Source organism: Lysinibacillus sp. NPDC056185 (assembly GCF_047737915.1).
Taxonomy (GTDB): domain Bacteria; phylum Bacillota; class Bacilli; order Bacillales_A; family Planococcaceae; genus Lysinibacillus.
Genome location: NZ_JBLLLQ010000009.1, coordinates 51,979 through 65,311, shown reverse-complemented (window position 1 = coordinate 65,311; position 13,333 = coordinate 51,979). Strand labels below are relative to the sequence as shown.

The window sequence follows — 13,333 nt, the reverse complement described above, 5'->3', positions numbered from 1 at the left end:
TGAAAAGTATAAATTTAAAATTTTGAGAAAGAATATTTTTTTTAAAATTTTCATTTAAATTAAACTTGTTTTTGTTTATTCTTTAAATATACTATTTAATAATCCGTTATTTAAAACTGATATACCGAATTACGAAACTTCAGGAGTTGGTTTTTATGCTGAATTTAAAAGAGAATGTACAAATAAGACCTTTGAGCGATTCTGCACTAGTTATACATGTAGGTGAAGGAATCAGTGAGGCAATTCACTACAAAGTTAAAAATATATTGAATTTATTAGAGAGAAATCCATTTGAAGGATTCATCGAGGTTGTACCTGCCTATAATAATGTGACAGTTTATTACAATCCGATTGAAGTATACTTTTCAACTATAGAAAAAGGAGCTCAAATGCCTTACGAAAAGGTGAAAGCAGCAATTCTTTCTTTAATGAACCAATCTCATATAGTTGAAACAACGAAGGAACGTGTCGTAAAAATCCCTGTAGTATATGGTGGTGAAATGGGACCAGATTTAGAATTTGTAGCCTCTTATCATGGTTTAACACCTAATGAAGTTATTAAAATTCACTCTTCTGTAGAATATCTTGTTTACATGATAGGCTTTGCCCCAGGTTTTCCTTTTATGGGAGGAATGGACAGACAAATTGCAACACCTCGTAAAGAAACTCCACGGTTATCGATTACTCCGGGATCTGTTGGAATTGCGGGAAATCAAACAGGGATTTACCCATTAGAAACACCAGGTGGATGGCAAATCATCGGACGAACACCTTCTCGTTTGTTTCTACCTGAACAATCTCCTCCAACCTTATTACAGCCGGGTGATCGAATTCAGTTTGTACCAATTTCGTTGGATGAATATAAGAGCGATTGGGAGATGAAAACATGGGCATAAAGGTATTACAGCCAGGTATGCTGGCAACCATTCAAGACTTAGGAAGATATGGACTACAAAAGTTTGGTGTTATCGTCGGAGGAGCAATGGATTCAATTTCCTTACGAATTGCGAATTTACTTGTTGGAAATTCGGAAGGAGAAGGCGCTCTTGAGGTAACACTTTATGGAACAACCCTTTTATTTGAAACTGATGAACTGATCGCAATTACAGGTGGGAATTTACAACCTACAATAGACGGAATAGAAGCACCAATGTGGCGGCCACTTTTTATTCAAAAAGGCTCTGTTTTAAAATTTAATACTGCGATTAGTGGTTGCCGAGCCTACGTATCGTTTAGTGGAGGAATTCAAGTACCCAAAGTGATGAGCAGTAAAAGTACCTACATACGTGCTGGAATTGGAGGATTTCAAGGAAGAAAATTGCTGAAGAATGATGTTTTTGAATTAGATAGACGATCAGATTTAGGAGAGGATCTTTTTAAACAATTAAAAAAAGAACCAACGTATCTTTCTTGGTCAGCTGATTACACACCCTTTGTTACATTTAAAAAAACGCAAACAATCCGTTTCATAAGAGGCTCTGAATACCAGCATTTCGATGAGGAGAGTTTAAAAAAATTCCTTTCAACACCTTACACCATCACAACACAGTCAGACCGAATGGGCTATCGATTAGAAGGAGAGGCTATTCAATTAAAAGAGCCATTTGAATTATTATCCGAAGGGGTTACATTTGGAACGATTCAAGTGCCCTCCAATGGGCAACCTATTATTTTAATGGCAGATCGTCAAACAACTGGTGGATATCCTAAAATAGCTCAAGTGATTTCTGCCGATTTACCATCATTAGCACAAATGCAAGCAAATGGTCGAGTCTATTTTAAAGAGGTCACTCTTGAAGAAGCTCAATTGGCGTTAATACAGCAAGAAAGAAAACGAAATGAATTAGCATTTGGGCTTCGTTTAAAAGGTTATAGAAGAGATAGAGGCTATTCAACCGTCCAAAATTCGATTATTTAGATAGTAATATTTTCCGAAAAAACTAGCAATTTCAGCGCAAAATGGGTAATCTCAAATGACTTTTGAGACTACCCATTTTTTAAAGCTGTTCATACCCCAATTGTTTAGAAATCGCTGCGGTAGCCTTCTTAAGTTTATCGACGAAGATTTCAACGTTTTCCCCTCGATAATTGGTTTCTAGTCCCGCAATACTCATTGCTGCAACGACTTCTCCTTTATGATCGTAAATCGGTGCTGCAACAGCAGAAGTATAATTTTCTAATTCTGAATGGCTGATTGTATAACCAAGTTCTCTAGCCTGCACAATCGTTTCAAAAAGCTTTTCCTTTTCTGTAATTGTCCCCATTGCAAATGATTGAAGTTCTACCGATTCAAGATATTCCTTGATGTCTGCATCCGGTAAAAAGGATAATACAGCACGAGGGCATGCCCCTGCATAAAGAGGACTTTTTCTACCAATTGCTGTGTAGAGTCGAACTTTTTGCTGCGTATCAATTTTCTCGATATAAACAGCATCGTCACCATCACGAACGATTAAATTAATCGCTTCTTTTACATCATTATGTAACTCATTCATAATTGGATCTGCAATTTTCCGCACATCTAGGCGCATTGATACTAAATGTCCAAATTTAAGGAAGAGAATGCCTAACCTATATTTTGCATCAGCCCCCTTTTCTAAAAACTCCATTTCCTCGAAAGATTTCAACATGCGGAAAGCAGAGGTTTTAGGGATTCCTGACAACTCAATTACTTCTTGGAATGACAGTTCAGTATGATCGATAAATAGATTTAAAATATCCATTGAACGGACAACCGTTTTATTATTTGTCAATTTAAGTTTTCTTCCCCTTCTATACTAGATTTAAACTAATCATAATTTTTCTTAATTAATAATTATACCTAACATCTTACTGTTTTTATATACCCTTTAAATCAGGTTGACAAAGGAATAAAAAAACAGGAGTAGAGAATGGTTGCTCTGCTTCCATGCTCTTTACCCCTGCTTGTTATTCTTATTTTGATTCCCTCGATTACTATGCTAGCTAAAAAATGCGGATTTTCTTTTTTTGTCCTACGCTTTGACGTTTTTCCTTAAATAAAATCACTCCAATCAAACCAACGATGGAGAAGATAACTGGCGTGATGAAACCATAGTAATATCCATCAAATAGATTTCCTGAAGTTGATTGAAAATGATCTAATATATATCCAAAAATGATGGGTAGCAATACAGCACTTAGAAAGCCGCCCGTATTCGCAATCCCTGAAACAATTCCTGATTCTTCAAGTTTAAAAGATTGACGTACAGCTGCAAAGGTTAATGCACTTGCCCCATATCCAAAGCCAATGATAAAGAAAATAATAATGAGAAAGAAAAAGGAAGGATGCCCATTACATAAAAGGAAAGAAAACCACCCTAATAAAACAATAATATGAACGACAATATACGGTTTTTTAATTGTTTCTAACCGACTTGAAATCCAACTAGCTAGAGGTGCTCCAATAAGTGCCCCGATAAGACCGATCATAATCAGCTGGCTGGCATCTGAGCGAGTCATTTCATACATATTCATCCCATATGGTACTGCCCATGAACTGATAAAGCCTACATAACCGCCGACTACCCCAAAATGGCAAAAGAATAGAGCCCATGCTTGCGGATTTGAAAATATTCTTCGTAGTAAAACTGATGTTTTTTCACGTTGCACTTCTGCTGTATCAATTACTTGCTCATCCCCCAAAATTTGTTTTGTTTTTTTTACAAGTACAAAATAAAGGAGAATGCCACAGAAACATAATAGTAGTCCTACTGAGAAAAATGTTACCCTCCAACCAAATAAAAGTATCCACGTGGAGTAAGGTACTGTCGCCAATAAAAAACCAAGACTTCCTGTCATGCCAGCCATGCCAATTAATCGAACAAATTCCTTTGGTTGAAACCATTGGGCTAAAATTAGCACCATGTTAACCCATATGGTCGCATCCCCTACCCCAGTTAGTATTCTGGCAAAAAACAGGACGAATTCATGTGTACTCAGACTATAAATAATTGTTCCTAAACCTGTAAGAGTAGCACCAATAATTAGAAAAAAATTTGGCCCAAATCGATCAGCCAAAATCCCCATCGGAATTTGCAAACTCGTGTAGACAAAAAATTGTATACTTGTCAATAACCCAATCGTTGATGCTGTTACATTAAAATCTCGCATCAATTGGTCTGTAATCAGTCCAGGGGCGGTTCGTTGACTCGCCATTAACAAATAAGTAAATAGTACAGAAACAAATACTACCCATCTATATCTACTATTTTGTTTGTCCATTGATTTCTACTCCTATTAGCTTTTACTCTATATATATGAATTATAGGTAACGTTAAAACCTGTTTTTCAAAGTAGTTTTATGGTTTGAATTTGGTTGAAAATGCTTTTAGTTCTTAATAACGAATTAATCTATTGGTTGGATGTGGCGTTGCAAAATGGCTATATATCGAAGCAACAATATAATCAGGCAAATGAATTGACACAACAAATTATTAAAATATTAGTAGTTATGATCGCCATAAACCAAAAATCTGAATTGCTTGTACACAATAAACAAGGTCGAATCCGTGAAAAAAATAGTTATGGAAACGACCCTTATCCACCAAGAGGCTAATATTAATATCTATTCACCACTATATTAATAGGTCGAAATTTTAAAATAGAAAAGAAGGTGAAAGCTTGGTAGATTACGTTCCCTACCAATTTTCACCTTCTTTTCATTTCAAATAACATTATTTCTCTTATTCTATTTAACTGCTAACGCCGAAGTTGAATCTGCTGCTAATTCTACTTGTATATCCGTATATGGTAATCCATGTGCATCAGCTACCGCTTTATATACTATTTTTCCATTTACTACGTTTATCCCCTTCGCTAAAACAGGATTATCTAAAGCAGCTTGGCGATAGCCTTTATTAGCTATTTGCAAACCGTATGGAACAGTTACATTTGACAAGCCCATTGTTGAGGTACGCGCGCAAGCACCTGGCATATTCGCAACTGCGTAATGCACAACACCGTATACTTCATAAGTAGGATTACTATGAGTAGTAATTCGATCAATTGTTTCAATAGAACCCCCTTGATCTACCGCTACATCCACTACAACAGACCCCTTTTGCATCGTTTGAATCATTTCTTTTGAAACTAATTGTGGTGCACGTGAACCTGGAATTAGCACAGCACCAATTAACAAATCTGCTGTTTTCACTGCTTCAGCGATATTGTAGGTATTTGATGCAAGTGTACGAACACGTCCTTGGAACATATCATCTATTTGACTTAAGCGTGTAATATTAACGTCTAAAATTGTTACGTTTGCACCTAATCCTATTGCCATTTTCGCAGCATTTGTCCCGACAACTCCAGCACCTACAATCACTACATTTCCAGGTGCAACACCAGGAATACCACCTAAGAGAACTCCTTTTCCTCCTTTGGAATTTTCTAAAAACTGTGCACCAATTTGTACAGACATTCGGCCTGCAACTTCACTCATTGGCGTTAACAACGGTAAGGCACCTGAATCTAATTGAATTGTTTCATAAGCAATTCCAGTAACTTTACTTTCAAGCAAAGCTTTCGTTAATTCTGGCTCTGGAGCTAAATGTAGGTATGTGTAGAGAATTAAATTCTCTTTAAAATATTTGTACTCCTCCTGAATCGGCTCCTTCACTTTAATCACCATATCAACATCCCAAGCTTCCTTAGTCGATTTAGTAATTTGAGCGCCTACATCTAAATAATCTTGGTCTGTAAATCCACTACCTAGCCCTGCACTCGATTCAATTATTACTTCATGACCACCTTTTTTGTAAGCCACAACACCTGCTGGAGTAATTCCTACTCGATTTTCATTATTTTTTATTTCTTTAGGTACACCAATTATCATTATATTTCCTCCTACCTATTTTTTATTAGTTTTGGTTTATAACTACAAGTTTCATTTCTGTCATTTCCTCAATTGCATACTTCAGCCCTTCTCTTCCCATACCACTTTCCTTTACGCCACCATATGGTAGATGATCTAAACGAAATGTAGGAATATCATTTATAATGACACCACCTACATGGAGTTTTTGCGTTGCCTGTAAAGCAACATGGATATTATCTGTATAAATACCAGCTTGCAAACCATATTTGGAGTCATTTACTTGATCAAATGCCTCTTGAATAGATGTAAACTTCATAATAGATACGATTGGTGCGAATACCTCCTGACAGGAAACCTTCTGCTCCGGTTTTACATTTAATAGTACGGTAGGTTGTAAGATATTCCCTTCAGATTCTCCACCAGTTGCAATAATTGCCCCTTGCCCCTTTGCTTCTTCAATCCAACTTAATGTTCGTTTTACATCTTGTGGACTAATTAAGGCTGAAACATCCGTTGTAGGATCTAGGGGATCACCAAGTTTCAACTCTTTTGTAGCTGCTACAAATTTATCTACAAACAAATCATACATTTCTTCGTGAACATAGATTCGTTGAACTGAAATACATACCTGCCCTTGGAATGCAAATGCACCGGAAACGACACGTGGAATCAATTTATCAATATTAACATTTTCATCGATAATAACAGCCGCATTAGAACCCAATTCAAGCGTTACTTTCTTAAGACCTGCTTGATTGCGTATGCCAATACCTACAGCGGGACTACCTGTAAAAGAAATCTTTTTCACGCGATTATCCGTGACTAATTTGTTACCAATTAAAGAACCTGCACCAGTAACGATATTTAACGCACCCTTCGGTAATCCTGCCTCTACTAATAATTCACCAATAAAATAGGAAGTTAATGGTGTTTGACTTGCAGGTTTTAATACAACCGTGTTACCTGATGCTATTGCTGGTCCTACTTTATGAGCTACTAGATTCATTGGGAAATTAAAAGGTGTAATAGCTGCCACGATGCCTAATGGTTCACGAACCGTATAGGCAATGCGCCCGTCTCCACCGGGGGCAGCATCCACAGGAATTGTTTCTCCGTGTATTCGTTTTGCTTCTTCAGCAGCAAATTTATACGTTTGAATTGTACGCTGAACTTCAGCTTTGGCGGTTGAAATAGGCTTGGCTGCTTCTAGTGCTATTAGCTCTGCTGCTTCTTCAGCACGTGCTTCTAATAAAGAAGCTAATTTTTCAAGAATAATCGCACGCTTATACAAAGGCATATTCGCCATCGTTTTACGTGCAGCATCGGCAGCTACTAAAGCTGCTTCTACTTCCTCGACATTTGCCTTCGGTATTTCTGCAATGACCTCGCTACTATACGGAGAGCATAATTCTGTATACTCTGCTGCTTCCACCCAATCCCCATTGATAAATAAATTTTTCCTCATGATAATTACCTCACCTTTCATATTACAACTTATTTGCCAATACCTGATTCTCTACTTCTTGAATCGCTTTTTCTAGAATATCTAATAAATCTCTTAACTCCTTTTGGCTTATTGATAATGGTGGTGAAAATACAACAATATCTTGAGCATCTAGTACAACAGAGCGACATATTAATCCCAACTTTGCTGCCTCTGTCACTATTTGCGGAGCGAGGAGTCTTCTTTCATAAGAGATTTCTATACCTGCCATTAAACCTAAACCTCTTGCTTCTACAATAAATGGATACTTCGCTTGTAATACTTTTAACCCTGCTAATAGCTCTTGACCACGAATTTCTGCATTTGCTACTAAATTATCTTTCTCTATAATTTCAATGTTTTTCAACCCAACTGCACAGGCCATTGGATGACCACTATAAGTGTATCCATGCAATATAGTTCCTTCTGATAACTCAGAAAATTCTTGGTGTATTTTCTCTGAGATCATTACACCACCTAATTGTGCATATCCACTAGTAACCCCTTTTGCAAAGCACATCATATCGGGTACCACATTAAAATGTTCCATCGCAAAGAACTTACCCGTCCTACCAAATCCTGTGATAACTTCATCAGTTATCATCAAAATACCGTACTCATTGCAAATTTCACGAATTTCTTTGAAATAATTATCCGGTGCAACATGCACCCCTCCTGCACCTTGTACTGGCTCGGTGATGAAAGCAGCTATTGTTTCTGGACCTTCAGTTTCAATCAAATCACGTAAAGCCTGTATGGAGAAATGATCTACGAATAGAAAATCCGGTGCATTAGAATTTGTAAAATCACGAAATCCTTTTAAACCCGTCGCACTTGTAGCACCGATTGCCACCCCGTGATAAGATCTCGATCTTGAGATAATTTTTTTTCGAGAAGTTTCCCCTTTTAATATCCAATAATGACGAGCCAATTTATAGGCGCTATCATTGGATTCGGAACCACCGGACGTAAAAAATGTAGTATTTAAATCACCAGGTGCTAATTCTGCTAACTTTTTTGCTAATAGAATAGCAGGCTCATTACTAAACGTTGCAAAACAAGAACTGAAGGCTAATTTATCCATTTGTTCCTTCGCTACTTCACCAAGTTCTGTTCTACCATGTCCGATATTCACATTCCAAAGTGAAGACATACCATCAATAACTTTTTCACCTGTAATATCATACAGATAAACACCTTTTCCTTCTGTAAAAATAAATGCCGGTCCATTTTCCGTCTTTACTGGCGAAGTAGGGTGTAGAAAATGCTTTTGGTCTAACACTTTAAGTTCTTCAACAGAATAATTTCTTTTCATAAAAATACATCCTCTCTTTTAAATGTTTTTAAACAATACACTCACAATTAATAAACAATAAGCTTGCCAACTACTAAAATGTGATTTACTTACATCTTGGAAATGAATTAATTTAATTTTCAATTATTTTTGAATACAGGGATTGTTACGTCGATTTAATTGTTAAGAGAGATTTGTTTTATCAAATAATTTTCCACACTAATAATATCCCGATTAAAAGTTTTTTTAGTGTACAAATAATCCTCACTTAATAAGTGCCATCTTCTCAATAGTTATTAAATGGTTTTTGATCGCCTTGTCCGATAAATAGTCATGCGATTCAAAAGACGACATTTATAGAAGTTGCAAAGATTGTTGCATTTCTTGTGTCATTTTTAATGCTAGATTTTGTTTTAAATCTAAGACCAATTGTATTAAGCCTACCCCCTTTTTCCATAACATTCCTAATCATTCAGCTACCCAAGCTAGCAGCATTATGAGAGACACTATATTAGTTTGAAATGGATATTCCAGAAAGTTAACGATGATTAACTCTCGCTCCACTTAATAATATAATTTGCCAAAACATTAGTTACTTCTACTACGCTATCTAAATGAACACATTCATCTGGTCCATGCATATTTTCTCCAATTGGCCCAAAGCACAATCCTTGTTTTCCGTAATACTGAGTAAATCGTGCATCATTTCCTCCAGCTCTTCCAACCATTACTACTTTATGTCCCATAACACCTTCTGCATTTTCGATGAATAATTTTACAAAAGGGTTCTCAGGATCTTGGTACCATGGCTCCGTTGACCATCCAAACCACTCTATAATAGGTGGATTTTTATCCATCCACTCATCTCCTAAGACAGATTTCATAATCGTGTCTTGTACTAGTTGCTTAATTTCTTCGCGAGTTTCCCCTGGGATAAAACCAATTCTTCCTTCGAGGATCGCTTCCCCTGGAACTGTCGATACCCAGTCCCCAGCTTTTAGTACACCTAAGTTTAAGTGAACGGACTGTCCAGACCCCTTTTCAAATAAATCAAACTTAACATTTTTAGCACGCCATTCACTTAATTCATCCAGCGCACTAAGGATTTTCATCATTTTTGAAATAGCATTTATGCCTTCATGCGCTAAACCAGCATGCGCTGTTCTTCCCTTTACGTACACTCGGAAATACATAATCCCCCCATGACTTATTGTCATATTCAAATTATGTGGCTCTGTCGAAATGTACCCATCTGTTACGAAGCCTTCCTCCAAACATGCTAAAGCTCCGCCTCCACCACCAGCTTCTTCTTCTATTACTGAATGTAGCTGAACATCTCCAGCAATTGGATAACCTAAATCAATTAATGTTTTCAATGCGAACCAATTTGAAATAAGTCCTGCTTTCATATCGGCAGAGCCTCGACCGTATAACTTGTTTCCAATAATATCTCCACTCCATGGGTCCATCGTCCAGTTTGAATATGGTTCTGGAGAAACAACATCTACATGCCCATGAATCGTTAATGACTTACCATTGGAGACACCTTTATGTATTCCGATAATATTTTTTCGGTCTTCAAACGGAATACCTGAATCAATAAACGCTTCATGAGCTGAAACCTTCTCATATTTTGGTTCAATCTCATGCAAAATCAAGTTAAGTTCTTCATATTTTTTTTTCATGTATAATTGCATTTCTTGTTCATTACCAACAACGCTTTTTATACGTACGACATCTTGAATTGTTTTAAATAATTCTTCTTTATTTTCTTCTATATACAGTCGAATTTTTTCTTTCAAAGCAATCACTCCTTTATTTACTTCTTGTGTCATTAAAAAGAGGAAGATTATCTAAGAGATTCTCATCCTCTAAATAGTTAATTCAAGACTTTAATCTTATCTTCATTAAAAATCTCTTTATCTAATGACTCCAAGTCATCAATAGAGTCCATGCTTCCAAGTTCTTTTTTAAAGAATCTTGTTATAAACAGCATGTAAATGATTCCGATTATAAGCCAAACGATTCCACCTATAAATGCATCAGCGTGTAAATGATACCAAAGAACTCCAGTAGCTAATGCTCCGAAAGAAGGCATAATTAAGTACTTAAAGGTTTCACTGCCTGATCTCCTTTTCTGACGTATATAGAAATGAACAATAACAGATAGGTTAACGAATGTGAATGCAATTAATGCCCCAAAGTTAATGACTGAAGCAATTAATTCTAAATTTGGTCCTATTGCAAATAATGATACGATTCCCGTCAAAACAATCGTAAAAACAGGCGTTCTAAATTTAGGGTGTAAGTATCCGAAAGTTTTTTTAGGAAGTACACCATTTCTGCCCATAACAAACAGCAAACGAGATGCACTTGCATGAGATGCAAGTCCTGAAGCTACAGTAGCAGCGAAAGCTCCTGCAATGAAAATCAGTTGGAATAACTTCCCTCCTACATATAAACCTATTTCCGGCAATGTATCATCTACATTTTCGAACACAGAAACATCCGGGAATAATGCTTGTGTAAAATAAGAAGCAATAAAGAAAATACCCCCACCGATTAAAACAGTTAGAAGGATTGCTCTAGGAACTGTTGATGTATCCTTTGCTTCTTCCGTATACATTGTTATTGCGTCGAAACCGATAAACGAGAAAGCTACTACTGTTGCCCCAGTTAAAACGGCTATTAATTTCACATTTTCATGTGATAGTGGATGAATCGTGAATAAAGTACCATTTCCCATACCGTGATAAAGTTGTACAGAAGCAAGTATTATGAAGATACCTATTAAACAAATCGTGAAAACAACGAGTATAAAGTTTAAGCTGGATGTTGATTCCATACTATAAGCATTAATTGCAGTAACTACAATGACATAAGCAAAAACCCAAATCCAAACAGGTACATTCGGAAACAGAGATTCCATATATATTCGAATAATTAATGCATTAACTAAAGGTAATAATAAATAATCTAATAACGATGCCCACCCTACGAGGAATCCTAGGTGAGACCCCATTGTTTCCCGGGTGTATGTATATGCTGAACCAGCTGCCGGGAATACCTGTACCATCTTTCCATAACTAATCGCTGTCAATACCATTACTAACAAGGCGACAAAATACGCCATTGGTACTACACCATTTGTTAATTTTGATACAATTCCAAACGTATCAAAGACCACTGTAGGCGTCATATATCCTAATCCCAGTGCAACAATTGACCAAACACCTAATGACCTTTTGAGCGTAGTTTTATCTGTCATTCATCCATCCCCTTTACATATTTTTAGCTGCTTCATTAATGTTTTAAACTGCGACTAATCAATCTGATCTGTATTGAGCACTGGTGGTTTATGCTTAAGACCTTTTGTCATAAATAATAAATAAATAACACCAATTCCTAACCAAACACTACCAAGAGCAATCGAATAAACATCTAGGTTGAAAAGCAAACAAGTTGTAAGTACTGCTCCGATTAATGGAAAAATCAAATAGAAGATAATCCCCTTTAAGGAGCGTTCTTTTCGCTTACCGTAATATAAAAAAACAACGGATAGATTCACAGCAGTAAATGCAAGTAGGGCGCCAAAGTTAATGAAAGACGCGACAAAGTTTAGACTTAAAAACAATGCAGATAATGATAAAAGACCAATTAATAAAATGTTGTTAACCGGGGTTCTCGTTCTTTTATTTAGTTTTCCAAAAAAATTTTTAGGTAATTGTCCATCTCTTCCCATTGCGTATAATACACGTGCAGCACTTGCTTGAGATGCGGACGCGGAACCAAATACAACCACTGCAGTTTTTGCTAGGAATGCTGCTTGTAAGGCATTCCCGCCTACTAGGAAAATAATTTCATAGGAAGCAGAATCAGCATCTTTAAAACTCGTATAATCTGGCCAAACATTATGTGCCAAATAAGATACGACTACAAAACATAATCCACCAATAATTGTTACTAAAGTTATTGCACGCGGTATGTTTTTCTCCGGATTTTTTACTTCTTCTGAAAAAGTAGAAACTGCATCAAAACCGAGGAAAGAGAAACATAATAGTGCAGCACCAGCAACTATATACTTAAATGACTCCTCGGTATTAATAAAGGGATCAAGGTTAAATAAAATGCCAGTCCCGGTTCCAGTTACTATTGATTTAACCGATAAGATGCAAAAGACAACTATAAATAATACCGATAAGCCTGTTACAATCATGTTGATATTTGCGCTTAACTTTACACCTCTAACATTTACAAACGTCACAAGAACGACTAATGTAAATATCCAAACATACTGTGGAACTTCAGGTATAGCAGCTGAGAAGAAAATACCAAATAGTAAAAAGTTAACCATTGGGATCAAGAGATAATCCATTAAAATTGCCCATCCCACTAAGAAACCAACATGAGAATTAATAGCTTTTTGCGCATAGGTATAGGCAGATCCCGCAATGGGGTACGCTTTTGCCATTTGACCATAACTATGAGCCGTAAACATCATCACAATTAATGCAAGTACATACGATCCAGCGACCATACCATGAGATATTTTAGAGGCTATGCCGTATGTGCTAAACACTGTAGTTAAAGCCATAAAGGCCGTCCCAGTAACAACAACAGACGTTAAAGAAAGCGCTCTAGACAAATTAACTGGATGTTTTATTTTTCTCACTCCTCGAATAGTAATAAAAAAATCTTCCCGGTAAAATGATCAATTAAC

General features: G+C 36.5%; 11 protein-coding genes. 3 read left to right on the top strand and 8 right to left on the bottom strand.

The genetic code is table 11. The features are described from left to right. The first annotated feature begins 155 nt into the window (after positions 1-155). Complete coding sequence (gene pxpB, locus ACMZ42_RS11325; protein ID WP_415731527.1) at positions 156-896, top strand: 5-oxoprolinase subunit PxpB; 741 nt, start codon at positions 156-158, stop codon at positions 894-896. After that, on the top strand, positions 887-1,918 hold the full coding sequence (locus tag ACMZ42_RS11320; RefSeq protein ID WP_415731525.1) for a biotin-dependent carboxyltransferase family protein: 1,032 nt from the start codon (positions 887-889) through the stop codon (positions 1,916-1,918). Before pxpB ends, ACMZ42_RS11320 begins: the two co-directional genes overlap by 10 nt. Positions 1,919-1,997: 79 nt before the next feature. Here the strand turns inward: ACMZ42_RS11320 and ACMZ42_RS11315 are convergent, their stop codons facing one another. Both ACMZ42_RS11315 and ACMZ42_RS11310 read right to left on the bottom strand, forming a co-directional pair. Next, a complete protein-coding gene (locus tag ACMZ42_RS11315) occupies positions 1,998-2,753 on the bottom strand; it encodes an IclR family transcriptional regulator (protein ID WP_415731524.1) in 756 nt (251 codons plus the stop codon). A gap of 211 nt (positions 2,754-2,964) precedes the next feature. After that, positions 2,965-4,242, bottom strand: a complete 1,278-nt coding sequence (locus ACMZ42_RS11310; protein ID WP_415731523.1) for an MFS transporter — start codon at positions 4,240-4,242, stop codon at positions 2,965-2,967. A 100-nt stretch (positions 4,243-4,342) separates the two neighbouring features. Here ACMZ42_RS11310 and ACMZ42_RS11305 point away from each other — a divergent pair, with 100 nt between their 5' ends. After that, positions 4,343-4,576 carry a four helix bundle protein gene (locus ACMZ42_RS11305; RefSeq protein WP_415731522.1) on the top strand — a complete coding sequence of 78 codons (234 nt, stop codon included), beginning with the start codon at positions 4,343-4,345 and terminating at the stop codon, positions 4,574-4,576. Positions 4,577-4,708: 132 nt separating this feature from the next. On the opposite strand, the gene ald is transcribed toward ACMZ42_RS11305, so the two are convergent. The 6 genes from ald to ACMZ42_RS11275 form a co-directional block, all read right to left on the bottom strand. Next, on the bottom strand, positions 4,709-5,854 hold the full coding sequence (gene ald / locus ACMZ42_RS11300; RefSeq protein WP_415731521.1) for an alanine dehydrogenase: 1,146 nt from the start codon (positions 5,852-5,854) through the stop codon (positions 4,709-4,711). A gap of 25 nt (positions 5,855-5,879) precedes the next feature. Next, complete coding sequence (locus ACMZ42_RS11295) at positions 5,880-7,301, bottom strand: aldehyde dehydrogenase family protein (protein WP_415731520.1); 1,422 nt, start codon at positions 7,299-7,301, stop codon at positions 5,880-5,882. Between the two features lie 22 nt (positions 7,302-7,323). Further along, positions 7,324-8,634: an aspartate aminotransferase family protein gene (locus ACMZ42_RS11290; protein WP_415731519.1), complete on the bottom strand. Its 1,311-nt coding sequence runs from the start codon at positions 8,632-8,634 to the stop codon at positions 7,324-7,326. A gap of 527 nt (positions 8,635-9,161) precedes the next feature. Next, a complete protein-coding gene (locus ACMZ42_RS11285; RefSeq protein WP_415731518.1) occupies positions 9,162-10,415 on the bottom strand; it encodes an ArgE/DapE family deacylase in 1,254 nt (417 codons plus the stop codon). A gap of 77 nt (positions 10,416-10,492) precedes the next feature. Continuing rightward, the gene (locus ACMZ42_RS11280) at positions 10,493-11,881 is read right to left on the bottom strand and encodes an APC family permease (RefSeq protein ID WP_415731517.1); all 1,389 of its coding nucleotides are present in this window, start codon (positions 11,879-11,881) and stop codon (positions 10,493-10,495) included. A gap of 54 nt (positions 11,882-11,935) precedes the next feature. Next, positions 11,936-13,207 (bottom strand): APC family permease, encoded by a 1,272-nt coding sequence (locus ACMZ42_RS11275; protein ID WP_415731516.1) that lies wholly within the window; start codon positions 13,205-13,207, stop codon positions 11,936-11,938. Positions 13,208-13,333: the final 126 nt, after the last annotated feature.

Coding starts and splice junctions, on each gene's coding strand:
- pxpB (WP_415731527.1), top strand. CDS start 156: ATGCTGAATTTAAAAGAGAATGTACAAATAAGACCTTTGAGCGATTCT.
- ACMZ42_RS11320 (WP_415731525.1), top strand. CDS start 887: ATGGGCATAAAGGTATTACAGCCAGGTATGCTGGCAACCATTCAAGAC.
- ACMZ42_RS11310 (WP_415731523.1), bottom strand. CDS start 4,242: ATGGACAAACAAAATAGTAGATATAGATGGGTAGTATTTGTTTCTGTA.
- ACMZ42_RS11305 (WP_415731522.1), top strand. CDS start 4,343: ATGCTTTTAGTTCTTAATAACGAATTAATCTATTGGTTGGATGTGGCG.
- ald (WP_415731521.1), bottom strand. CDS start 5,854: ATGATAATTGGTGTACCTAAAGAAATAAAAAATAATGAAAATCGAGTA.
- ACMZ42_RS11295 (WP_415731520.1), bottom strand. CDS start 7,301: ATGAGGAAAAATTTATTTATCAATGGGGATTGGGTGGAAGCAGCAGAG.
- ACMZ42_RS11290 (WP_415731519.1), bottom strand. CDS start 8,634: ATGAAAAGAAATTATTCTGTTGAAGAACTTAAAGTGTTAGACCAAAAG.
- ACMZ42_RS11280 (WP_415731517.1), bottom strand. CDS start 11,881: ATGACAGATAAAACTACGCTCAAAAGGTCATTAGGTGTTTGGTCAATT.
- ACMZ42_RS11275 (WP_415731516.1), bottom strand. CDS start 13,207: ATGGCTTTAACTACAGTGTTTAGCACATACGGCATAGCCTCTAAAATA.